The sequence below is a fragment of the Thermotoga sp. RQ7 genome (assembly GCF_000832145.1).
Classification (GTDB): Bacteria; Thermotogota; Thermotogae; order Thermotogales; family Thermotogaceae; genus Thermotoga; species Thermotoga neapolitana.
In genome coordinates this window covers 95,825-118,482 of sequence record NZ_CP007633.1, presented here as the reverse complement: position 1 = coordinate 118,482, position 22,658 = coordinate 95,825, and the positions used below count along the sequence as shown (strand labels likewise).

Here is a 22,658-nt window from a genome sequence, read left to right as displayed (position 1 = left end):
CATGGAAGTGCTGTTCTACATAATGTACATCGTTGTGGCTCTTTTTTCTTCGAAAAAGTTGACGTACGAATTCAGTGTTCCAAAATACGCCATCATCACGGTGTTTTTGAGTGTCATCTTTTTCATGAGCCTTCTGAAGATCCTGAGAAGAGAGAAACTGGAGATCAGGTTCAATATGGCTCATGTGGCTTTCTTTGCCTTCTCGGTTTCAGCCCTTCTTTCCACGATAAACGTCTATCGTGAAAATCCTGTCTACTTCCGTTATTCCTTCGATATAGCGATTTATGTTCTTCTCATGTTCTTCACTTCCATTTTCATTTCGAACTTCTTCGTCACAAAAGAGAGGATAAAAAGGTTTCTCACAGTCAGCGTGGCTCTGGCTGGTTTTGTTGCCTTCGACGCTCTTTTGAATTTCTACGGTGGCGTTGATATCTTCCTTGGAAAGATCGGTGATCCCTTTTCAAGGGCGAGTGTGAAGGCAACCATAGGAAACGTGAACTTCGTTTCGAACTTTCTTTCTCTGAACCTCCCGCTCGCCCTGTACCTCATAGCGTCGAACGATTTCAGAAAGAAAGAAGCATCCGCTGTGAAGGTGATCGCTTCTGTTTCTGCGCTTCTCATGGTCTCTGGTATTCTTGTCGGGCAGACACGTTCTCTCTATGTTGCGAACATCGTGTCTTTTGGTATCTTCCTTTCCTTCTATATGGTTTTTAGAAGAAAAAAGAGTCAGGAAAAAGCAGACAGGGAAGTTGCCGATATGAGTCGAACCCTTACGGTGTTCGTTGTGATCGCCGTGATCGCTCTTGTTGTTCTCTACAACGTACCGACTCCTCTGAACGGCTACGGAAGGGTTTCTCCTGCCGAGAGGATACAGGCTGTAGCGGAAGTGAGTTCCTGGCACGAGCGTCTTCTTTCCTGGCTTTCTTCCGTGTATCAGTGGAAGGATCACAGGATATTCGGCAGTGGGATCGGAACGTACCAGCTTCTCACGATAAACTACATGGGTGACGTGATAGAGGATCATCCAGAACTGATGTACGGCTGGAACAATTTCAAAAGAACACACAACGACTACCTTCAGGTTCTAGGAGAGATGGGGATCGTGGGAATTGCTTCTCTGGTCTTTCTGGCGCTCTCACTTGGTGTTCTGTTCTTCAGGATACTGAGGAGAGTTGAAACGAGGGACGATCTTTTTCTCTTTCTCGCCCTCTCCAGTTCTTTTATCACCTTCATGATGCACAGTGCTTTCAGTTTTCCAGCACATCTTCTCCCGAACGGATTTCTCGTGGTCGCTGCAGCCTCAATGGCAGTTGGTGGTTATTTCTACGGTGGAAGGGTCATGAGATTTGAGAGAAGATGGGCGGTTGCACTGGGAACTATTGTGATCCTGATCGGTGTGGTTTCTTCGTATCTGAAGTGGAACTACTTCGTATCTGAAGTGTACTTCAAACAGGGAAACGCTGCATACCTTGCCATCAGAAAAATCGAAGAAGACCTCTCCAGATTGGACAGCTACGAGCAACAGGCAAAGAACGCTCTGGAGGAACTGAATTCACTCACGGGCCGCTACAGTTACCTGAGGCCCGACGAGTTCAAAAAGTTCGTGATGAAACAAAACCTTCCAGTGATACCATCTGACATGGAGATAGAAAAACTCAGACTCGAAACCATACAGAAGGAAAGACAGAACATACAGAGCACCATCCAGAAGATCGCATCCTATCGAACTCAGCTTCTGAACCAGAGAGTGGAACTTTATAGAAAGGCGAAGGAGAACTTTCTGAGGTCTGTTCACATCAACAGGGCTTACGGAAGGTCCTATTTTTATCTTGCTGCCCTTGCGGTGGGTGAATTCAGAGTCGATGAGTTGAAAAACCAGCTGAACACAAAGGAAGATTATGAAAGGTTTTTCAACCAGAACTTCGATGAGTACCAGAAGGTGATTTTTTCTGATTCTCGGAAAACTGATCTTTCGTTCCTGAAGGATCAAGATCTTTCCGTGATCGATTCTCTGGGAAAAGACAACCTGATCACCGCCCAGGCTTTCCTCGATTCTGTTTCTCTGTATCTTTCCTCACTGAAATCCTTCAACGAAAGAAATACTTACAGGGGTCTTGCGACAAGGTATGTGGGACTTCATCAGGTCATGAAGATTCTACTTACAAAGGCTCAGGATGATCTGATGAAAAAAGCCTTTTCCGAATTGGCTGTAAGATACTTCGATGAGTTCATAAACTACGCCAGGATCACCATTCATTATCTTCCCGGTGCATGGAACAGGTTCTCCGACTGGAAGCATTACGATCTCAGACAGGCCGTTGCGGGGCAGGATATCTACAGGTATTTCGCCATGAAGGCCGCTGAAGCGCAGCCTCTGACCGTAGAAAAGAACAGAGAGTTTCTATTTTACCTTGCAAGAAAAGAGATCTGGGCCGTTGAAAACATGAACCGAGTTGGTGTCTGGGGAGTGCCCGATGGAGTGCTGGATTTTCTCCATGCGATGCCGTTTGAATACATGTCTTCAAAAGAACACCAGGAAGCCCTCTTTGTCTTTGAAGATGTCCTGAGACTCTACGAAGAAAGTTACAGAAGGACAAAAGAATCACTTCCAGAGTACGAAAAGGCCGCTGAAAGAAGGTTTGAAAGCGTATTGAACGATCTGAAGGAATACCTCAGAAGCGACTTTGGAGAGGAGTATTCATCTCGTTTCGAAGAAATCTTCAAAGACCTGTTCGAAGACTTCAAGAACCAGAACTGGCTCTCTATAAACGCAGAGGAGATGAGAAAATTCATAACCGAGAAAAACTACACTTACAAACTGAATCCATGGCGAGAACTCCTTTTGAAACGGCTGAATGAATTTGGAGACTACTTAAAACAGAGAAATCTGGAATCTTCCAGAATCAATGAAGTCATCTCAAGAATCTACAACGATCTAATTGGTCTCAAGGAGGTTCTTGTTCTTGAAAGATACCTGAGATTTCTTGCACACTACAGGCTGATCCTGAACGATGCGAAAAACTTCCTTGAAAGCATCGAAAAGGCGTACAGTGCAACTAGTGATGAACAGTGGAAGATGATACTGGAGGACTGGAGTGTGAACCTTTTGAGCGACGAAAAATTCGAAACGAAAGAGCAAATCCTTGAATGGCTGGAGAGGTTCAAAGAGTATCTCAAGGATCTGGAAAACACCATCTGAAACCGGGGAGGGAAACCTCCTCGTTTTTTTAAAGCCCTCCTGTAATGAAGAAGTTCACACCACACCTTATTGATACTCATTCTTTTTTGATACATTTTCGCAATTTATTGGAAACACGGATCGGTTATTATACTATCTGGATGACAATTTGAAATCATTTTAAAAATTTACAGGGAGGTGCTTAACATGGAAGGCAGGATTCCTTTGCTCGGTGAGGAGTTTCCCAGAGTGGAAGTGAGGACCACACACGGAAAGAAGACCCTTCCAGACGATTACAGGGGAAAGTGGTTCGTTCTCTTCAGCCATCCAGCGGATTTCACACCGGTTTGTACCACTGAGTTCTTTGCGTTCCAGAAGAGGTACAACGAGTTCAGAAAGTTGAACACGGAACTCATAGGACTGAGTATCGATCAGGTGTTCTCACACATCAAGTGGGTCGAGTGGATAAAGGAGAAACTCGGAGTTGAGATCGAGTTCCCGATCATAGCAGACGATCTCGGAGAGCTCTCTAGAAAACTCGGTCTGATCCATCCCAAGAAGGGAACGAACACCGTGCGCGCTGTCTTCGTGGTGGACCCGAACGGAGTCATAAGGGCCATCATTTACTATCCTCCCGAGGTTGGAAGAAACATCGACGAGATCCTGAGGGTGATAAGGGCATTCCAGGTGTCTGATGAGAAAAAGGTCGCCATACCTGCCAACTGGCCAGAGAACGACATCATAAAGGACGCGGTGATAGTACCACCCGCCACCAGTGTGGAAGAGGCAAGAAAAAGACTGGAATCGAAGGAATACGAGTGTTACGATTGGTGGTTCTGCTACAGGAAAGTTCAATAAAATAGCGTGGCTCCTTCGGGAGCCACTTTTTTGTTTTTCCCGCCTGTTATTTCTTTCTGATATTAAAAAAATGGAATTGGAACTTGACACAAGATATCGTTTTGTTTAAAAATACATTATGTAGTTGCTTGCAACACGCAACTAGCATTACGGGAGGGATCATCTTTGAACCTATCTCCAACCCAGCACAGAATCCTCAGACTTTTGATAGAAAACGAAAAAATCTCCATGAAAGAAATGAGTAAAGAGCTCTCCGTCAATCTCTCTACCGTATCCAGAAACTTCAGACCCCTTTTGAAGTCGGGCTTTGCCCTGAAAAAAGAAGAAGTCTCTCCGGGAATTCAGGGTGGAAGAAAAACAACGCTGTACACGGTAAATCCAAACAAGTTCTTCATCCTCGGTGTGGGAATGGAACAGAACAGGCTGATCGTGACAGTGCTGGATGCCAGGGGGAACGTCGTTGAGGAGATAGAGAAGCACGAGGAATTTCGTGGTGAAGAGATCGCTTCGGTTCTGATCAACTGTGTGAAGCCTCTTCAAAAGAAATTCTCAAACGTCGTTGGTGTTTCGGTTGGAATGCCGGGAATTATAAAAGACAACAGGGTGATTTTCTCTTCAGCACTCGACATAGAAAACTTCGATCTGGGAGAGGAACTCTCCAGAAGACTGAATCTGGAAGTTCTCATTTTGAACGATGCCAATGCGGCGGTGGTTGGATATGGACTCCAGAGAAGGAATGTGGTTTATTTTCTGCTCTCCGTTCCATACTATCTGAATTTATCTGTGGGTGTGGGAGCGGGGCTGTGGTTGGAAGGAAGATTGTACCAGGGGGGCACTGGCGCCTCTGGAGAGTTTGAAATGAACACTCTTCCATCTATTCTGAACGATTCTTCAACTCTCGATGAAGTCAATCTCGAAACGATGTCTCTCGAATCGCTTTCACATCTCATCCTTCGGCTTTCAGAAGTCGCTTCTTTTGTGATATATCTGATCGATCCAGAAACAGTTGTTTTCGGGGGAGACATCGTTCTTTTTTCCCCGGTTTTTCGTGAAGAACTGAAGGGGAAACTTCTAAATCGGCTGGAGAAAAGGCACGTTCCCAACGTTGAGATTCTCTTCGATGACAGAGGGCTCTGGACAATCGCGGTCGGAGCGGCGAGGGCTTTCTGGAAGAAGATACTGGAAGACTATGAATTCGCCCGGAAAATACTGTAAACAGGGAGTGATCGATGTGGATCTTGGAAAGCTGTTTTTCTGTGGTTTTGATGACTTCAACGAGGAAGCAAGGGAGGTAATACAAAAATACAGACCGGCCGGCGTTCTGATCTACCCTGGAGTTCTTTCAAAGGAGTATCTGTTCCTTGATTTCATGAACTTTCTGTCCAGAAATGGAAGATTCATCGTGAGTTCGGATCACGAAGGTGGACAACTTGAAGTTTTGAAGTACGTTCCCTCTTTTCCTGGGAATCTTGCAGCTGGAAAGGTTGATCCAGTCTTTACAGGCAGATACTGTGAGATGGCCGGGAGGATTATGAACACGCTGGGTTTCAACATGGTTTTTGCACCGGTTCTGGATCTGCTTTCAGAAAAAGGCTCTGCTGTAGTGGACTTGAGAAGCTTTGGATCAGATCCGGAAGTAGTAGCTTCCCATGGAATGGAAGCATGCATGGGATATTTCAAAGGAGGAGTGATTCCCTGTATCAAGCATTTTCCAGGGCACGGAAAAACCGCGGATGATTCGCATTATCTTCTTCCGACCGTCAATGCATCTTTCGAGGAGCTGTGGAGAGAAGATCTTTTGCCATTCAGAAGGATTTTCCAGAGTAGAGTGAAAACGGCTGTCATGACGGCACATGTGAAGTATCCTGCTGTGGATGATCTTCCAGCGACTCTTTCGAAAAAACTGATAACAGAAGTGCTTCGAGAAAAGTTGAACTTCAAGGGCCTTGTTCTCAGTGATGCGATGGAGATGAAGGCGATATCTGAAAACTTCTCCGTCGAAGAGGCAGTGAGGTTTTTCATTGAAGCAGGAGGGAACATGATACTCCTTGACAACTTCAGGGATCTTCCCGTTTATTACGAATCTCTGAAGAAACTCATCGAGGACGGAAGTATCGAAAGGGAAAAAGTGGAGCGCTCCATAAAGATCGTTGACGAGTATTTGAGCGCGCTGGAAAACAAATTCAACTCTGGACTGATCGCCGAAGTTGCAGAAAGAGCCATAGAGTGCACACGGATGAGAAAAGAACTTCTTGGCAGAGAAGTTGTTCTCCTGGTCCCATCGAACAAAAATCTGAGCCCGGCCGATACCACCGGTGACGATTACGATCTGATACCGGAGGTGGCGAAAAGGTTTTTCAAGGTGAGAGACGTCATCAGATACGATATAGAAGCAGGTCCTGACGATGTTGATGGGGAACTGATCTTCGATTTTGTGGTGAACGCTTCAAAAAATGAGCAGGTGTTGCAGGCTCATCTCAGCTTACCTTCGGATAGAACCATCTATTTCATCATCAGAAATCCCTTTGATGCGAAATTCTTCCCTGGAAGGAGTGTTGTCATCACCCATTCGACAAAACCCATCTCTGTTTATAAATCCTTTCAACATCTTTTGGGGAGGTGTTCTTCATGAGGAAGCTTCTGGTTGTTCTGCTCATCCTTCTTGTAACCATTGCTCTGCCGAAAACGAAGATCGTCTTCTGGACCATGTCACTGAAGCCAACCTTCACAGACTTCATTCAGGGGATCATTGACAAGTACGAGGCGCTTCATCCTGATGTTGAGATCGTGTGGGAAGATGTTCCATGGGATGTTCTACAGCAGAAGCTCTTGGCGGCTTTCTCCTCCGGAAATCCACCTGACGTTGTTAACCTGAACGCCCAGTGGACAATCGAATTTGCCCAGAAAAGAGTCCTGTTCCCCATCGACGAACTGCTTCCTGAAGAAGTTCTTAGTCAGTACTTCGACGACATGATGAAGGGTCTTACGTGGAAAGGACACATCTACGGAATACCCTGGTACACAGCAGTTGATGTTATCCTTTACAACAAGGAGATATTCGAAAAAGCTGGTCTTGACCCCAAGTACCCACCGAAGACCTGGGATGAAATTCTTCTTTACTCTGTGCTGATAAAGGAAAAAACTGGAAAGTACGGTGTGCTCCCGACAATTCTCCAAGATCCATCGGCGATATTCAACTGGGACGGGCTGAACCTCTACACCGTGGATGAGAACAACAGAATAAAGGAAGTCCTCTTCGACAGGCCAGAGTATGCACACACTCTGAACAAATGGGCGACTCTCTACAAAATGAAGTACATCCCGAGCGAACTGGTTCAGGGAGGAGAATGGACCAGGGCAACAGAACTCTATCAGGCTGGCGAACTTGCTATGCTGATCACAGGGCCTCAGTTTGCAGACAGGGTTAAATGGAACGCTCCCGAGATATACAAGAAATCCGACGTTGCACCGGTACCAGCTCCAAAACCAGGTGTGAGAATGAGTGGCTGGTATTCCACGCTGAACATTGTCAGAGGTTCCAAGAATCCGAAAGAAGCAGCGGAATTTGCCGCCTTTGTTGCAAACCTTGAGAACCAGATCGCTTTCTGTAAACTCGTGACCATATTCCCGACACTCAAGGCAGCAGTTAACGATCCCTGGTTCTCTGAGGACGATGGAACACTGGCTGCCAAAGCAAGAATCATGGGAGCCAAGTATCTCAAGTACATCACGTTCTACAACGATGATATACCGTTCAGAAAAGAGGCCTTTGACAAACTTAAGGATGCCATTGTTCAGGTGTTCCTGGGCCAGAAAACACCTGAAGAAGCCTTGAAACAAACAGCAAAATACTGGAGATACCTTATGAAGTCTCAGCAGTCGAAATAAAAATGTGGGGAGGGGAAAATCCCCCTCCCCCTATCTCGAAAGGAGAGAGAAGATGTCCAGAAGGAAGTACCATCTGAGTTTGAGAAAAAGACAATTGACTCTGGCTTTCTTCTTCATCACCATCCCAACGTTTCTCATGATCCTATTTATATATTACCCGTTGATATTCGGTGTGAAGATATCCTTTTACCAGTACGACATGGTGGGAGAGTCCATATTCATCGGGCTGAGAAACTACATTGAACTTTTGAAAGATCCCCTCTTCTGGAATGCTTTTAAAAACAGTCTATTGTATCTACTGGTTGTCCCGCCTCTTCAAATCATCTCGATGCTGCTTGCCGTTCTGGTGGATAAGGCCATAAAAGGAAGGAATCTGTTCAGAACGCTCATATTTCTTCCTGTTGTTACGCCTATAACCATTGCAGCCATCACTTGGCAGTGGATGTACAGAGAAAAAGGGTTCATCAACTTTTTGCTTCGATCCCTGCATATCACTGACAAGTCAATCTCTTTTCTTTCAGATCCCAATATAGCGCTCTTTGCGATAATGTTCGTCACCATGTGGAAAGGATTTGGATACTACATGGTGATATATCTGGCGGGGCTCCAGAGCATACCCAGGGAGTTGCTGGAAGCAGCAAAAGTGGATGGAGCCCGGCCATCTCAGGTGTTTTTCAAAGTGACCATGCCCCTTCTGAAACCGTACATACTGTTTTGTTCAACGATGTCTTCTATAGCGGCTTTGAACGTATTCGGTGAGATATATGCGATGACAAAGGGAGGACCAGCTCACGCAACGGAAACGATGGGGCTTTTCATATACAACAAGGCATTTGGTTACCTTCAGTTCGGGTATTCAAACGCGGCGGCGATACTGTTCAGTTTTGTTGTTATCGCCTTCTCACTTCTGAATTTCTACATTTTCAGGGAAGGAGGTCTTAAAAGCTATTATGCTTGAATTTAGAAAGTTTTTAACTTACGTGATTCTTGTGTTTTTTGCATTACTATCTGTTTGGCCTTTCTACTGGATAACGAAGACTTCTCTGGAAGCAGGGGGTAATGTCTATAAGTATCCACCCAATCTTTTTCCACACCCGATAACCTTCTCAAATTATGTCGGAGCCTGGAAGACGGTGAATCTGGGTGGTTATTATCTGAATACCTTGATAATAGCAGGTCTTGGAACCTTCCTGAACGTGCTCTTTTCCCTGATGGTAGCTTATCCCCTTGCAAGAATCGATTTCAAAGGAAAGCAGTTTGTCCTCTTCCTGGTACTTTTACCGATGATGATTCCTGTTCAGAACACGCTGATAGTCAACTACCTCACCTTGAGAAAGCTTGGCATGCTGAACACCTATCTCGGAGTTGTTCTTCCCCAGGCCGTCACTATTTTTGGAATCTTCATGATGAGACAGGCATATCTAAACATTCCCAAAAGCTTTGAAGATGCTGCAAGAATAGATGGCGCGGGAGAACTTTACATTTGGTGGCGAATAATAACTCCTTTGATAAAACCTGATATAGCCACGCTAGTTGTGTTTCAGGTCATAACCTGGTGGGACAACTTTCTGTGGCCCCTCATCGTACTTTCTGATTCGAACAAATATCCACTTGCTGTGGCTCTGGTGTATTTGAACAGCACTTTCCAGGTGAACTTCAGATACACAGCAGCTGGTATAGTTCTCTCTATTCTGCCTGTTATAATACTGTTCCTAGTCGCACAGAGGTACATAATAAACGCTATTGCTGGTGGTGTGAAATACTGACGAAGGAGGGAGGAAAATGAGCGTTACTCTGAGAGAAATTACCGATCAAAAGCACGAGTTGAAAAACTTCTTTGAGAACTTCGTAGTGAATTTTTCTGACAGGAATATTCTCAGGGAGATAGAGAGCAGTCTTACGGAGGAGATTCTCTTCGTCGGTTGTGGAAGTTCCTACAACCTTGCCCTCACGGCCTCTAGATACTTCGAAAGAGTTCTGAAGGTGAGAACAAGGGTTTTCCCCGCAGGAGAGGTGGCTTTTGAGAAGACACCAAAACTTGAAGGAAAACTCGCCTTTCTTTTCTCAAGAACGGGAAACACCACGGAGGTTCTTCTGGCAAACGAGGTTTTGGGAAGGAAGGGTTTCAAGACCGTGGGGATCACAATAGAGGAAAACTCGAAACTCTCAAAAGAAAGCGACATTCCACTTGTTTTTCCAATAAAAGAAGAAGCCGTTGTGATGACGAAGTCCTTCAACATGATCCTGCTTTCCTTGATGTTCATGGCGGATACGATATCCGGTTCGCCCATCGGTCCATACAGGGAACTTGTTGAGTACTCCGAGAGGTTCTTCGATCTTTCCTGGAGGGCTGTTGAAGGTATCGATCTGAAAAGATATGAACACTTCGTCTTTCTCGGGATGGCCGAGTTCTATGGAATCAGCCTGGAATCTGCTCTGAAATGCATAGAAATGTCACTCACCTTTTCAGAGGCCTACTCAACCCTTGAATACAGACATGGTCCAAAGGCACTGGTCGACGAAAAAACTCTCGTTTTTGTTCAAAAGGTCGTTGGAATGGATGAACAGGAGAAACGCCTGAAAAGAGAACTGGAATCACTCGGTGCCACAGTTTTAGAGATAGGAGAAGATGGGGACATTCCTCTCAGCAACGACTGGAGATCTACCTTTTTGAGGACGATACCCGCTCAGATTCTGGGATATCAGAAGGCATCTTCCAGGGGTGTTTCTCCGGACAGACCACCTCATCTGGAAAAGACGGTAACGCTGTGAGGTGTTTTCCATGGTGATAGAGCGTGTTCTGATCGTGGATCCTGTTGATGGAGAGTTCACGGGTGATGTGGAGGTGGACGACGGAAAGATTTGTCGTATAAGAAAGAGAGAATGCACTCCCAGGAGTATTCTCATGCCGGGATTTGTCGACCCTCACATCCACGGTGTGATGGGAGCCGATACTATGAACTGTGATTTTGAAAGAATGGAAGAGTTTCTCTACTCCCAGGGAGTCACTACGTTTCTTGCCACTACCGTCTCTACCTCGCTTGAGAAGATGAAGGAGATTCTGGGGAAGGCAAGAGATTACATCTTCAAAAATCCGGAGACTTCACTTTTCGGTGTCCATCTGGAAGGACCGTACATTTCTAGGGAAAAGAAAGGAGCCCACTCAGAAAAGTACATAAGAGCTCCCTCAGAAGAGGAACTGAAGGAGATCGACTTTCCCGCAAGAATGCTCACCTTCGCACCCGAGATAAGAAAGTCCGAGCTCCTGTTGGGACTTGCAGAAAAAGCCATCGTTCTGTCAGCAGGACATTCGAACGCCACGTTCGAAGAGTTCATGAAGTTCTACAGAGAGGGAGTGAAGAGAATCACCCACTTTCCCAACGCACTGAGGACCTTGCATCACAGAGAGGTTGGTATCATGGGTGCGGGACTTCTACTGGACGATGTAAAAGTCGAACTCATCTGCGATGGAGTACACCTTTCAAAAGAGATGGTGAAGCTCGTCTACAGGGTAAAAGGAGCAGGAGGAATTATTCTGATCACCGATTCCATATCCACAGCAGGTTTCAAAGAGGGAACAACCACTCTGGGTGATCTTGTTGTGAAGGTGAAGGAGGATGTTCCACGTCTGGAAGACGGCACGCTCGCTGGAAGCACCCTTTTCTTTTCAAATGCTGTGAAGAACTTTCAGAGGTTCACAGGTGCTTCACTCAAGGAACTTGCCATCGTGTCCTCTTACAACGCTTGTCTGGAGTTTGGCCTTGCTGACAGAGGAAGGATAAAAGAGGGAATGAAGGCGGACCTTGTTCTTCTTGATGAGGATCTTAACGTCCTCATGACGGTGAAAAGCGGAGACACGGTCTTTTCAGCCTAACTCTTTCACCCTCTCTCTTGTGAGGGCTGCCCTCTTTTCCCATTTTCCTGAAAGGAAAAAGGCAAGTTTCAGCGTGCTTCTGAAGACGATGTCTGAGATCATACCGATCCATGCACCGAGGAGTCCCAGGTCGAAGTACTTCACCATTACGTAGGCAACGGGAAGTCTCACGGCCCAGATGGAGATGAAGGTGATGATCATGGGTGGGAGTGTGTTTCCCGTTCCCCTCAACGCTCCGTTCATGGTGAATTCCGTCGCCAGAAAAAACTGGAAGAGTCCTATTATCTTCACCGGAAGCTTTGCGATCTCTACTATTTGAGGATCGCTGGTGAAGATCCGTATCAGCGGTTCCGGAAAAAGAAATATGATAACACCCACAGTCACCTGAAAGAGAAGACTCAGAATCCATCCCTGGCGGATGACTCCAAGAACATGATCCCGGTTTCCCATCCCGTTGTATCTTCCAGCCAGGGTGGTGATGGCAACTGAGATACCAAAAGCGGGCATGAAGGAAAGCGACTCCACGTTTATACCTATTCTGTGTCCTGCGTAGGCCTCTGCTCCTGCCATCAAGAGAACGTTTGCAAAGAGAAGAACACCTGTGGAAAAAACGAAATTTTCGATGGCGGTAGGGAAACCAACACGGAGAATTTCCTTTTGAACGCTCCAGGTGGGAAAAACATAGCCTCTTTTGAGCTGGAACTCCTCTTTTTTGAAAATCACGAACGTGAGAATGGCACTTCCCACGAATCTCGAAAGAACAGTCGCGATCGCAGCTCCGCGAACACCCCACATAGGAAAACCAAATTTACCGAAGATCATAGCGTAATCCAGAAAGATGTTCAGAAGGTTCGTAACACCCGTGACGATCATGGGGGTTCTCGTGTCACTCAGACCTCTCAACATGGCCGAAAACACCGCCATGATGGAAAATCCCATTGAACCAGAGAGGATGATCTTCAAATACTCTTTTGCTGCGTCTCTTATTTCATCTTCCAGATTCGGAAAGATGTTCAGCAAACCATCGGAAAACATCGTGAGCGCGGTGAGAAGGAGCCCGGTGAAAAGAGCCAGAAAGATACCGTTCCACGCCAGTGTTCTCAATGCCCGTCTGTTACCAGCACCGAGAGCGTTCGCCACTGTGACGGTGACCCCCATGCTTGCAGCTATGAGAACTACCTGAACCACCCAGAAGATTTGATTGGAAAGTCCCACACCGCTCATTGCTTTCCAGGAATAGTGGCCTAGAAAGGCTGTGTCCGCCATGCCGAAGAGCATTTGAAGAACGTTCTCGCCCATTGCTGGCAGGGCGAGTTTTATCAGTTCCTTTCTGATTTTTGGTGCCTCTTCTTTTGAAAGATAATTCTTCAAAAGCGAGTATCTCATTTTCACCACCGACTACGATTCTACATCATTTGGTTCGGAAAGTGAACCATTTAGTAAAATAATTGAACTATTTCCTGAATGGACAGTCCAGATAATGGAGGTGAAAACGTGAACTCACAGGAAATTCTGCGAACACTCTTTTCCCTGGTGATGAAGTTTTCGAGGTTTCTCCCACCGGATGAAGAGATATCGAACATGAAAACAACTGAACTCTACGCTTTTTTGTACATAGCGCTCTTTGGTCCGAAGAAGATGAAGGAGATAGCGGAGTTTCTTTCTACCACGAAGAGCAACGTTACGAACGTGGTGGATTTTCTGGAAGAAAAGGGACTTGTGATGAGGGAGATGGACCCAGACGACAGAAGAACCTTCAGGGTGATACTGACTGAGAAGGGAGAAAGAACGTACGGAAAGATCCTTCAGAATTTTGACGGTCTTGTGAGATCGGTCCTTGAGAAGTTCTCGGAAGAAGATCTTCAGGTTGTGAGCGAAGGGTTCAGGAGGATGGTTGAAGCCTTGTCGAAGGAGGGATCAGGCGAATGAAGAAGTACGTGTTCACGATCGTGTACGTGGTGCTCGTCATCGCTTCTTTCGTTGTGGTTTTCTCTCTGGGAAAGATAGAGACCGGCCCTGAGGTTTTCCTTCCCGGCTACAACGGAGACCCAGAAAAGACCACCAACGAGAACGTGAAGAACCTTTTCAGGTTGAACCGGGATTTCGGTGGAAGTTCCTCCATCGTGATCGTGGTCGAAAGTTCTGAGAGCTTCTTCAAAGATGCACAGGCGCTTTACGATCTTCACGAAGAGCTGGCAAGGAAAAGTTACATCTCCAGTGTGATGAGTCCTGTGAACCTTCCGAGGTTTTCTGGTTTCAGAGTAGAAAGTTATTTCGAAAACGGAGCCGTTTCAGAAGATATCTTAAAGGATCCCAGTTCGGAGAGTTTCATAACGAAAGATGGAAAGTACGCTCTTTTGAACGTGATATTCAAAAAAGATGTGAACGCGAGGGAGAAAATTCCAGAGATAAAATCGGTTGTGTCCAGGTATTTTGAGAAAAACTACCTCTTTGGAGAGCCGGTTCTGGACAGTGCACTTTTCAAGGAACTTGTGAAGCAGACCCTCGTCTATCCTGTATTCATGTTCCTTGTCATCTTTCTTCTTTTCTACTATCAGCTCAGGTCGTTCAGAGCAGCGCTGTTTTCTCTGATCGTTCCTGTTCTGTCCACCTTCTTCGTCTTTGCCGTGTTCTTTGCAGTGGGAAAGACCCTGAACACCATGACCGTGATGACCATCTCCTTTCTTTTGATCATCGGTTCTGCCTACGGGCTACACTTTTACAACGCTCTTTTCAGGTTCGAAGACAGAAAAGAGGCGATCAGGCATATCTTCAAGCCTATCCTCTTTTCGATGCTCACCACCGCGGCGGGCTTCATGTCCTTCATATTCATAGACATAAGGGCTTTCAGAGAACTTGGAATCCTGGTTTCCTCCGGTCTTGCTGTTGTGGTACTTGTGATCTTCACCTCGGGCGTGGAACTCTTCAGAGATTACTCTCCAAAGAGGCTTCCCAGAAACTTTGGGATGAAGTACGTGGGAAGAAAGGCGGCAACGGTAGCACTCATCGTCTTTTTGATCGTGGCCGGTCTGTCACCGTTTTTGCTCCCAAGGGTTCCGGTGGGCTCGGACATGGTATCCTACTTCAGCAAAAACTCCGAACTGGTGAAGGCTTACGATCTCATCGTGGACAAATTCAATATGAGGGAACCGCTCTATCTGGTGCTGGAAAAGGACTCTTCCTTCGTTGGAACGGATTCCAAAACAATAAGGGAGCTGGTTGAAAAGATAGAGCAGAGCGGTTATGTGTCCAGCGTTGTCTTCCCGGTCGATATACCCGTTCCGATAATGTACGCTCTTTCCAGGGCCAATCCTTTTTTGAAAACCTTCGTTGGAGACAGAAACAGGATAAGACTCATCGTCAATCTCACTCCGGAGGGATACGAGCACGCAAAAGAGGTTGTGAAGCAGATCAACGAGATCGTTGAAGGAACAGGCTGGAATCACTACGTTGCAGGCTCTGTGCTGATATGGAACGACATAAACGACAGTATCCTCAGATCGCAGGTGCAGAGCATCGCTCTTGCCTCCATCATGATCTTTGGCATGGTGTTTGCCATCTTTCGAAAACTTCTCTCTGCACTCAGTGTGATGGCTCCAATTGCCTTCACAACGGTGTTCAATTTCATTTTCATGGTGTTTTTCGGTATCAACCTCGATGTTTCCACCTCGATCACCTCCGGTATCCTCATGGGGCTTGTGATAGATTATTCGATACACATCGCCTCCGAGGAACAGAGATTGAAAGATCCTTACCTGGTCATCGAAAACGTAGGGCCATCTGTTCTCACAAACGCGCTCGGTTTGATCGCCGGATTCGCCGTTTTGCTCTTTTCTGAACTTGCACTCTTCAAGAACATCTCGATTCTCATGATGCTCGGTATCGGTGTGGGAGCCACCTTCACTCTGATCGTTCAGCCGCTGATTCTCCAGGGAAAGAAAACGGGGACCTCTTGACGTGAAAGCCTCAAGATGCTAAACTATTCAAACGGAGTGGTGTGCCGAGGTGGCGGAACTGGCAGACGCGCATGACTCAGGATCATGTGGGGGTTTCCCCGTGCGGGTTCAAGTCCCGCCCTCGGCACCAGAGGAAAGCGGAGGTTTTTCCTCCGCTTTTTTTTGGAGGAAAGCAGGGTGAAAGAAGTCGAACTCTTTGGAACGAGGGTCCTCTCTGGGAAGAGGGAGGAATTTCTGAACGAAATCGAAAAAAGGTTGAAAGAGAAGAAGAAAACCTTCGTGGTCACCATGAACGCTTCCATCCTTCTGAAGGCTGTGGAAGACAAAGAGTACCGTGATGTCATCAACTCCGCTGATCTGATCGTGCCCGATGGATCCGGTGTGGTCTGGGCGATGAGGTCCCTCACAGGTGATCACACGGAAAGGCTTCCTGGCATCGAGATAATGAAGTATCTCTGCGACAGATCGAGGGAAACTGGCTGGAGGGTTTACCTTCTCGGCTCAAAAGAAGAGATCGTCAAAAAGGCCGCCGATTCACTGAAAAGATCCGGCGTGAACGTTGTGGGATACCACCACGGCTTTTTTCGGGAGGAAGAGTCAGAGAGGGTGGTGAGGGATATAAACGAAAGATCCATCGACCTTCTGTTCGTGGGAATGGGAGTTCCTCGGCAGGAGAAGTGGATACACAGGAATTTCCCTCAACTGAACGTGAGACTCGCCATGGGTGTTGGGGGATCCATTGATGTCATTTCTGGAAAAAAGAAAAGGGCTCCAGAATGGATTCAGAAGATGAACCTTGAGTGGCTTTATCGGTTCTTTCAGTCTCCTGTCAGCAAAAGAAAAGTTCCCCTTCAGGTTCTGAAATTCGTCTTTCTTGTTTTAAGAGAAAAATTGAAAAACAGAAATCGAAGGCTCTTTTGAAGAGCCTTTATTTTTAAACGGGAGGTGTCTTCATGGAGTTTGAAGGAGCGGTTACCAGGGTCAGCGGTTGGCGGTGGTTTCTTCTGGCACTTCAGCACTTCGTTGCCATGTTTGGAGCCACCGTGCTGGTGCCACTGATCACCGGTCTGGATCCTCTTGTGGCACTCCTCACCGCGGGAATCGGTACCCTCATATTCCACTTTGTAACCGGTGGAATTGTCCCCGTTTTTCTTGGATCGAGTTTTGCCTTCATCGCTCCTGTCCTTGCGGTGAAGGAACTTTACGGGGACCTCTCCTACGCAACCGGTGGAATATTCGTTGCGGGGCTCTTCTATGTGCTCTACGCAGTGATCGTGAAGATCGTGGGACCCGAGAAGATAAAGAAACTCCTCCCGCCAGTCGTCACCGGTAGCATGATCATGGTGATAGGACTCACACTCAGTCCCGTTGCCATCCAAATGGCCTCCAGCGATTGGCCTCTCGCTCTAATCGTGATAGCAACCGTTGTCTTCGTCTCAACGGTGATCAGAGGTTTCTTCAGCATGATACCTGTGATCACGGGAGTCTTCGTTGGTTACGTCGCAGGACTTCTCATGGGAAAGATAGACACCACCGCCATTTTGAACACGCCTTTCTTCAGCGTGCCAAAGATCATGCTTCCCAGGTTCGATTACGGTGCGATTTTCATGATCGTTCCTGTGACTCTTGCCACCTTCATGGAGCACCTTGGAGACATCACCACGAACGGAGCAGTCGTGGGGAAGAATTTCTTTGACAAACCGGGTCTTCACAGGACTCTTCTTGGAGATGGTCTGGCCACTGCAGTTGCCGGTTTGCTCGGTGGTCCCGCGAACACCACCTACAGCGAAAACACAGGGGTTCTGGCTCTCACAAGGGTCTACGATCCGTCCGTTCTGAGGGGAGCAGCTCTTGTTGCCATATTCGCCGCGTTCGTTTCAAAGTTCGGTGCAATCCTTCAGACGATTCCTCAGGCTGTGATGGGTGGTGTGAGTCTTGTTCTCTTTGGAATGATCACCTCGGTTGGTGTGAGAACGATGGTGAACGAACGAGTAGATTTCTCCAAACCCAGAAACCTCATGATAGCTGCTCTGATGCTCACGACCGGTATAGGAGGAGCGGTTTTGAAGGTGGGAAGGGTCGAACTCAAAGGAATCGGACTTGCCGCACTCGTTGGAATCGTTCTGAATCTGATTCTTCCAAAAAGAGACTGAAAGAGACGTGATACAATAAAAATAAGGAGGTGATAATTGATGGAGAATTTCGTCTTTCACAACCCAACAAAGATCATCTTCGGAAGGGGAACGATACCAAAGATAGGTGAGGAGATAAAGAATGCTGGAATAAAGAAAGTGCTCTTTCTCTACGGTGGAGGATCCATAAAAAGGAATGGAGTTTACGATCAGGTGGTCGAATCTCTGAAAAAGCATGGAATAGAGTGGGTGGAGGTCTCCGGTGTCAAGCCGAATCCTGTTCTTTCCAAAGTTCATGAGGCGATAGAGGTTGGAAGAAAAGAGAAGGTAGAGGCTGTGCTCGGTGTTGGTGGCGGAAGTGTGATAGATTCGGCAAAAACGGTGGCAGCTGGTATTCTGTACGAAGGTGATATCTGGGATGCCTTCGTTGGGAAATACGTGATAAAAGAGGCTCTTCCTGTCTTCGATGTGCTGACGATCTCTGCCACAGGAACAGAGATGAACGGAAACGCCGTCATAACGAATGAAAAAACGAAAGAAAAATATGGTGTGAGTTCAAAAGCCCTCTATCCCAGAGTTTCAATCATCGATCCTTCCGTTCAGGCCACACTTCCAAAAGAGCAAACGGTGTACGGAGCGGTGGATGCCATTGCTCACATCCTCGAGTATTACTTCGATGGAAGCAGCCCGGAGATCTCGAACGAAATAGCAGAGGGCACCATCAGAACCATCATGAAGATGACAGAAAGGCTCCTTGAAAAACCGGATGATTACGAAGCAAGGGCCAATCTTGCCTGGAGTGCGACCATAGCCCTGAACGGAACGATGGCCGTTGGAAGAAGAGGTGGAGAATGGGCCTGTCATAGAATAGAGCATTCTCTGAGTGCCCTCTACGACATCGCTCACGGTGCAGGTCTGGCGATCGTTTTTCCCGCGTGGATGAGGTACGTGTACAGAGAAAATCCTGCCCAGTTTGAAAGATTCGCGAGGAAAATATTCAACCTCGAAGGAGAGGGTGAGGATCTCATCCTGAGGGGTATAGATTCGTTCAAGAACTGGCTCAGGAAGGTGGGAGCTCCTGTAACTCTCAAAGATGCCGGTATTCCGGAGAAAGACATCGAGAAGATAGTGGACAACGTGATGCTCCTTGTGGAGAAAAATCTGAAACCAAAGGGAGCCACACTGGGTAGGGTGAAGGTTCTGGAAAGAGAAGACGTTCAAGAGATATTGAAAATAGCCGCAAAATGAAATAAAATACTTGATGATATAATAAGTACGACGCGGAGGCGTGTCCGAACTGGCTAAGGAGCCGGTCTCGAAAACCGGTGGGCCGCAAGGCCCTTGTGGGTTCGAGTCCCACCGCCTCCGCCATTTTTTGTATAATGAAAGCCAGGGGGTATGAGAAATGGATGTCGAAACCGTCGAAAAGGAAGCGATTGAGAAGTTGGAAAAGGTGTCAAACGCTCAAGAACTGGAACAGTTCAGAGTGGAATTTCTTGGAAAAAAGGGAAAGATCACCAGTTTGATGAAAAATCTCAAGAATCTCCCTCCTGAGGAAAGGCCCGCCTATGGAAAGAGAGTTAACGAACTCAGAGAGAAAGTGGAAAGGCTTTTCTCCGAAAAGAAGAAACAAATAGAGGAACTTCTTGAAAGAGAGAGAATGGAGAAGATGCGAGTGGACGTTACGCTGCCGGGAGCCAGAAGGAAAGTGGGACATTCTCACCCTGTACTCAAAGTGATGGAAGAGATCGAGAGGATCTTCGTTTCCATGGGGTTCGATGTGGTGGAAGGACCCGAGATAGAAACAACCTGGCACAATTTCGATGCTTTGAACACTCCAGAATGGCATCCGGCTCGTGACGAACACGATTCGTTCTACATCACAGATGAACTTCTTCTGCGCACCCACACCTCTCCCGTTCAGATAAGGACCATGCTGGAGAGAAAACCTCCAATTGCCATCATATCACCGGGGAAAGTCTACAGGCGAGATTATGACGCAACACACCTTCCCATGTTCCATCAGGTTGAAGGCCTGCATGTTGATAGAGATCTCAGCGTGGCACATCTGAAGTTCACCCTTGAGGAGTTTGCCAGGAGGATGTTCGGGAAAAACGCCAGGATTCGTCTTCGACCAAGTTACTTTCCTTTCACAGAGCCGAGTTTTGAGGTGGATGTGTACCTCTCTGGCTATGGATGGCTCGAGATACTCGGTGCGGGAATGGTGGATCCAAACGTGTTTCTGAACGTGGGATACGATCCGGAGGAATGGACGGGGTATGCATTTGGAATGGGTGTTGAAAGGATTGCCATGTTGAAGTACGGTATCACGGACATCAGAGAATTCGTGAGAAACGATGTGAGGTTCCTCAGCAGTTACTGACGGGGGTGTGACGAGTGCGGGTACCGGAGTCATGGCTCAGAGAATTCATAGATCTGGACTGGGACATAGAAGAAATAGCAGAAAGACTCACTTTCTCAGGAACGAGCGTGGAAGACATCCTGAAACCCTTCAACGTATCCGGCAAAATCGTTACAGCCAGGGTAGTTGAAACTTTCCAGCATCCCAAATCTGACAAACTCCTGGTGTGTAGAGTGGATGCCGGAGAGAAACTCTACACCGTTGTTACAGCCGACAGAACGGTGAAGGAAGAAGACTACGTGATCCTGGCTCTTGAGGGTGCCACACTGAACAATGGAGTGAAGATCGCACCGCGCGAGTTCAGTGGGATCGTATCCGAGGGTATGCTGTGTTCTCTTGAAGAACTCGGGCTGGAGGAAAAGTCCGACCGTGTGTACCGTTTTCCAGAACCGGTGACTCCAGGTGTGAACGTGATAGAAGAGTTCGGTCTGGACGAGAGGGTGCTCGATCTTGAAATTACACCGAACAGGCCGGATTGCCTTTCCATTCTGGGGGTGGCCAGGGAACTTTCTGCCCTGAGCAGAAGGCCTCTGAAGAAACCTTCTCCCAGGGTTTCGTTCGTGGATGAAGATGTTCCTTTCGATGTGATCGTGGAGGATGTTGAAGGCTGTCCAAGGTACACCGCCCGCATAATGAAAGGAGTTACAGTGAAAGATTCCCCTCTCTGGTTGAAAGCAAGGCTCGTTGCCTCAGGAATGAGATCCCTGAACAACGTGGTCGATGCGACCAACTACGTGATGCTTGAACTTGGACATCCTGTTCACGCGTTCGATCTGGCGCGTCTTGGTAACGCCAGAATAGTTGTAAAAACAGCAAGTGGAGGAGAAAGGGTTCTTCTGCTCGACGAGAAGGAATACGAGATGAAAGGCGGAGAAGTTCTGATAACCGATGGTGAGAACATCCTGGCGCTCGGTGGTATCATGGGTGGAATGGAATCCGGTGTGAGTGAGAATACAAGGGATCTGGTGCTCGAAGTGGCTTATTTCGATCCTGTCAGGATAAGAAAAACTTCCAAATCACTCGGTATCAGTTCCGAATCCTCTTACAGGTTCGAACGTGGTGTCGACCCCAACGATGCAGACCTGGTATCTTTGAGACTTGCAGAGATGATTCAAAAACTCGCCGGGGGAGTCGTTCTCAGAAAATTCTGGGATGTGTATCCAAAGAAGATAGAACCAAAGAGGGTGTTTCTCAGAAAGGAAAGAGTCAAGAAGATCCTGGGGATAGAGGTCGAAGAGCCCGATAGAATACTCGAACGTCTGGAGTTTCAGGTGAAGAGTGTGGAGAATGGATACGAGGTCGTGGTTCCCACCTTCAGACCCGACGTGGAAAGGGAGATAGACCTGATCGAAGAGATAGGAAGGATAAACGGTTATGAAAAGATAGAACCCAGGATCATAAGCCTGCCCGCTGTGAACATCGGATGGAACAGAAAACAGATCTTCAGGAAAGAGATTTCTCACTTCATGAAAGGAATGGGATTCGATGAAATCGTGAGCTTTTCCTTTGTGAACTCTGAAAAAGTGAAAAAGTGGCCTGTTGTAAGAAAAGAGCCAATCTTCCTCACGAATCCCATCTCTTCGGATATGGATGTGATGCGCTACACGCTGTTTCACAGTATGATTCAGGTGCTGTCTGAGAACTTCAAGAGACAGAACAGAAATCTCAAACTCTTTGAGATCGGTAAGATCTACTATAGAGAGAACGGTGAGTACAGAGAAGTTGAAACGTTGTCTGCTGTGGCCTGTGGACTGGAAAATCCAGACGACTACACCGACAAAAGGAAGGTATCTTTCTACACTATGAAAGGGGTTCTTGACGAGCTGTTTCAAAGATACGGAGTACGTGCCGAGTACAGAGAAGCAGAACTGACAGGATTTTTCCCGACGAGAACCGCTCGTATCTTTTCTGAGGGAAAAGAACTTGGATTTCTAGGAATGGTCGATCCAAAACTTCTCGACGAGTACGATGTCAAAGAGGAGACATACTTTTTCGAAATCGATCTGGAATCGCTCGCCGAACTTGTTTCAGAGAGGCCGGTTTACAAACCCACACCGAAGTTTCCGGCTGTTCGAAGGGACGTTTCCTTCCTGCTTCCAAGAGGATTCAAATCCCTCGAAATACTGGACCTATTCAGAAAAATGGGTGAATCTCTCGTGGAAGAGGTGGGAGTGTTCGATGTTTACGAGGGAAAGGGTGTTCCAGAGGGTATGGTGAGTGTTACCTTCTATGTGATATTCAGACATCCAGAAAGAACACTGACGGATGAAGAGGTGAATCAGATCTTCGAAAGAATGGTTCAGCGTGTAGAAGAGAAATTCGGTGTGAAAAGAAGATTCTAAAAAAAAAA

Annotated in this window: 17 protein-coding genes and 2 tRNA genes; 18 read left to right on the top strand and 1 reads right to left on the bottom strand. The window is 46.9% G+C overall.

What is annotated here, in order from left to right:
• The first annotated feature begins 1 nt into the window (after position 1).
• The 9 genes from TRQ7_RS00615 (at position 2) to nagA (ending at position 11,798) form a co-directional block, all read left to right on the top strand.
• Positions 2 to 3,199: an O-antigen ligase family protein gene (locus TRQ7_RS00615; protein WP_041843757.1), complete on the top strand. Its 3,198-nt coding sequence runs from the start codon at positions 2 to 4 to the stop codon at positions 3,197 to 3,199.
• A 186-nt stretch (positions 3,200 to 3,385) separates the two neighbouring features.
• Complete coding sequence (locus TRQ7_RS00610) at positions 3,386 to 4,036, top strand: peroxiredoxin (protein WP_038068072.1); 651 nt, start codon at positions 3,386 to 3,388, stop codon at positions 4,034 to 4,036.
• Positions 4,037 to 4,201: 165 nt separating this feature from the next.
• On the top strand, positions 4,202 to 5,251 hold the full coding sequence (locus TRQ7_RS00605; protein ID WP_015920184.1) for an ROK family transcriptional regulator: 1,050 nt from the start codon (positions 4,202 to 4,204) through the stop codon (positions 5,249 to 5,251).
• A gap of 16 nt (positions 5,252 to 5,267) precedes the next feature.
• Positions 5,268 to 6,668, top strand: a complete 1,401-nt coding sequence (locus tag TRQ7_RS00600; RefSeq protein ID WP_041843756.1) for a glycoside hydrolase family 3 N-terminal domain-containing protein — start codon at positions 5,268 to 5,270, stop codon at positions 6,666 to 6,668.
• Positions 6,665 to 7,924, top strand: coding sequence for a sugar ABC transporter substrate-binding protein (locus TRQ7_RS00595; RefSeq protein WP_041437817.1), 1,260 nt, complete (start codon positions 6,665 to 6,667; stop codon positions 7,922 to 7,924). The genes TRQ7_RS00600 and TRQ7_RS00595 overlap by 4 nt, the downstream gene beginning before the upstream one ends.
• Before the next feature lie 52 nt (positions 7,925 to 7,976).
• Positions 7,977 to 8,882 (top strand): sugar ABC transporter permease, encoded by a 906-nt coding sequence (locus TRQ7_RS00590; RefSeq protein WP_038068084.1) that lies wholly within the window; start codon positions 7,977 to 7,979, stop codon positions 8,880 to 8,882.
• The gene (locus TRQ7_RS00585; RefSeq protein ID WP_015920179.1) at positions 8,875 to 9,690 is read left to right on the top strand and encodes a carbohydrate ABC transporter permease; all 816 of its coding nucleotides are present in this window, start codon (positions 8,875 to 8,877) and stop codon (positions 9,688 to 9,690) included. Before TRQ7_RS00590 ends, TRQ7_RS00585 begins: the two co-directional genes overlap by 8 nt.
• Positions 9,691 to 9,706: 16 nt before the next feature.
• Positions 9,707 to 10,696 carry an SIS domain-containing protein gene (locus tag TRQ7_RS00580; RefSeq protein WP_041843755.1) on the top strand — a complete coding sequence of 330 codons (990 nt, stop codon included), beginning with the start codon at positions 9,707 to 9,709 and terminating at the stop codon, positions 10,694 to 10,696.
• A 10-nt stretch (positions 10,697 to 10,706) separates the two neighbouring features.
• Positions 10,707 to 11,798, top strand: a complete 1,092-nt coding sequence (nagA, locus tag TRQ7_RS00575) for an N-acetylglucosamine-6-phosphate deacetylase (protein WP_041843754.1) — start codon at positions 10,707 to 10,709, stop codon at positions 11,796 to 11,798.
• On the opposite strand, the gene TRQ7_RS00570 is transcribed toward nagA, so the two are convergent.
• The gene (locus tag TRQ7_RS00570) at positions 11,790 to 13,184 is read right to left on the bottom strand and encodes an MATE family efflux transporter (RefSeq protein ID WP_041437815.1); all 1,395 of its coding nucleotides are present in this window, start codon (positions 13,182 to 13,184) and stop codon (positions 11,790 to 11,792) included. The two genes, nagA and TRQ7_RS00570, sit on opposite strands and share 9 nt — an antisense overlap.
• 108 nt (positions 13,185 to 13,292) lie before the next feature.
• On the opposite strand from TRQ7_RS00570, the gene TRQ7_RS00565 reads away from it, so the two are divergent.
• The 9 genes from TRQ7_RS00565 (at position 13,293) to pheT (ending at position 22,650) form a co-directional block, all read left to right on the top strand.
• A complete protein-coding gene (locus TRQ7_RS00565) occupies positions 13,293 to 13,727 on the top strand; it encodes a MarR family transcriptional regulator (protein WP_038068066.1) in 435 nt (144 codons plus the stop codon).
• On the top strand, positions 13,724 to 15,754 hold the full coding sequence (locus TRQ7_RS00560) for an MMPL family transporter (protein ID WP_041843753.1): 2,031 nt from the start codon (positions 13,724 to 13,726) through the stop codon (positions 15,752 to 15,754). The genes TRQ7_RS00565 and TRQ7_RS00560 overlap by 4 nt, the downstream gene beginning before the upstream one ends.
• Positions 15,755 to 15,797: 43 nt before the next feature.
• A tRNA-Leu gene (locus TRQ7_RS00555) sits at positions 15,798 to 15,884 on the top strand.
• 47 nt (positions 15,885 to 15,931) lie between these two features.
• On the top strand, positions 15,932 to 16,675 hold the full coding sequence (locus TRQ7_RS00550; protein ID WP_041844523.1) for a WecB/TagA/CpsF family glycosyltransferase: 744 nt from the start codon (positions 15,932 to 15,934) through the stop codon (positions 16,673 to 16,675).
• Between the two features lie 32 nt (positions 16,676 to 16,707).
• Positions 16,708 to 17,907, top strand: a complete 1,200-nt coding sequence (locus TRQ7_RS00545; protein ID WP_041843752.1) for a solute carrier family 23 protein — start codon at positions 16,708 to 16,710, stop codon at positions 17,905 to 17,907.
• 39 nt (positions 17,908 to 17,946) lie between these two features.
• On the top strand, positions 17,947 to 19,134 hold the full coding sequence (locus tag TRQ7_RS00540; RefSeq protein ID WP_038068062.1) for an iron-containing alcohol dehydrogenase: 1,188 nt from the start codon (positions 17,947 to 17,949) through the stop codon (positions 19,132 to 19,134).
• A gap of 34 nt (positions 19,135 to 19,168) precedes the next feature.
• A tRNA-Ser gene (locus TRQ7_RS00535) sits at positions 19,169 to 19,257 on the top strand.
• Positions 19,258 to 19,291: 34 nt separating this feature from the next.
• Entirely contained in the window at positions 19,292 to 20,269 is a 978-nt protein-coding gene (gene pheS / locus TRQ7_RS00530) for a phenylalanine--tRNA ligase subunit alpha (RefSeq protein WP_041843751.1), read from the top strand.
• Positions 20,270 to 20,283: 14 nt separating this feature from the next.
• Positions 20,284 to 22,650: a phenylalanine--tRNA ligase subunit beta gene (pheT, locus tag TRQ7_RS00525; RefSeq protein WP_041843750.1), complete on the top strand. Its 2,367-nt coding sequence runs from the start codon at positions 20,284 to 20,286 to the stop codon at positions 22,648 to 22,650.
• The last annotated feature ends 8 nt before the right edge of the window (positions 22,651 to 22,658 follow it).

Coding starts and splice junctions, on each gene's coding strand:
- TRQ7_RS00615 (WP_041843757.1), top strand. CDS start 2: ATGGAAGTGCTGTTCTACATAATGTACATCGTTGTGGCTCTTTTTTCT.
- TRQ7_RS00610 (WP_038068072.1), top strand. CDS start 3,386: ATGGAAGGCAGGATTCCTTTGCTCGGTGAGGAGTTTCCCAGAGTGGAA.
- TRQ7_RS00595 (WP_041437817.1), top strand. CDS start 6,665: ATGAGGAAGCTTCTGGTTGTTCTGCTCATCCTTCTTGTAACCATTGCT.
- TRQ7_RS00590 (WP_038068084.1), top strand. CDS start 7,977: ATGTCCAGAAGGAAGTACCATCTGAGTTTGAGAAAAAGACAATTGACT.
- TRQ7_RS00585 (WP_015920179.1), top strand. CDS start 8,875: ATGCTTGAATTTAGAAAGTTTTTAACTTACGTGATTCTTGTGTTTTTT.
- TRQ7_RS00580 (WP_041843755.1), top strand. CDS start 9,707: ATGAGCGTTACTCTGAGAGAAATTACCGATCAAAAGCACGAGTTGAAA.
- nagA (WP_041843754.1), top strand. CDS start 10,707: ATGGTGATAGAGCGTGTTCTGATCGTGGATCCTGTTGATGGAGAGTTC.
- TRQ7_RS00570 (WP_041437815.1), bottom strand. CDS start 13,184: ATGAGATACTCGCTTTTGAAGAATTATCTTTCAAAAGAAGAGGCACCA.
- TRQ7_RS00560 (WP_041843753.1), top strand. CDS start 13,724: ATGAAGAAGTACGTGTTCACGATCGTGTACGTGGTGCTCGTCATCGCT.
- TRQ7_RS00545 (WP_041843752.1), top strand. CDS start 16,708: ATGGAGTTTGAAGGAGCGGTTACCAGGGTCAGCGGTTGGCGGTGGTTT.
- TRQ7_RS00540 (WP_038068062.1), top strand. CDS start 17,947: ATGGAGAATTTCGTCTTTCACAACCCAACAAAGATCATCTTCGGAAGG.
- pheS (WP_041843751.1), top strand. CDS start 19,292: ATGGATGTCGAAACCGTCGAAAAGGAAGCGATTGAGAAGTTGGAAAAG.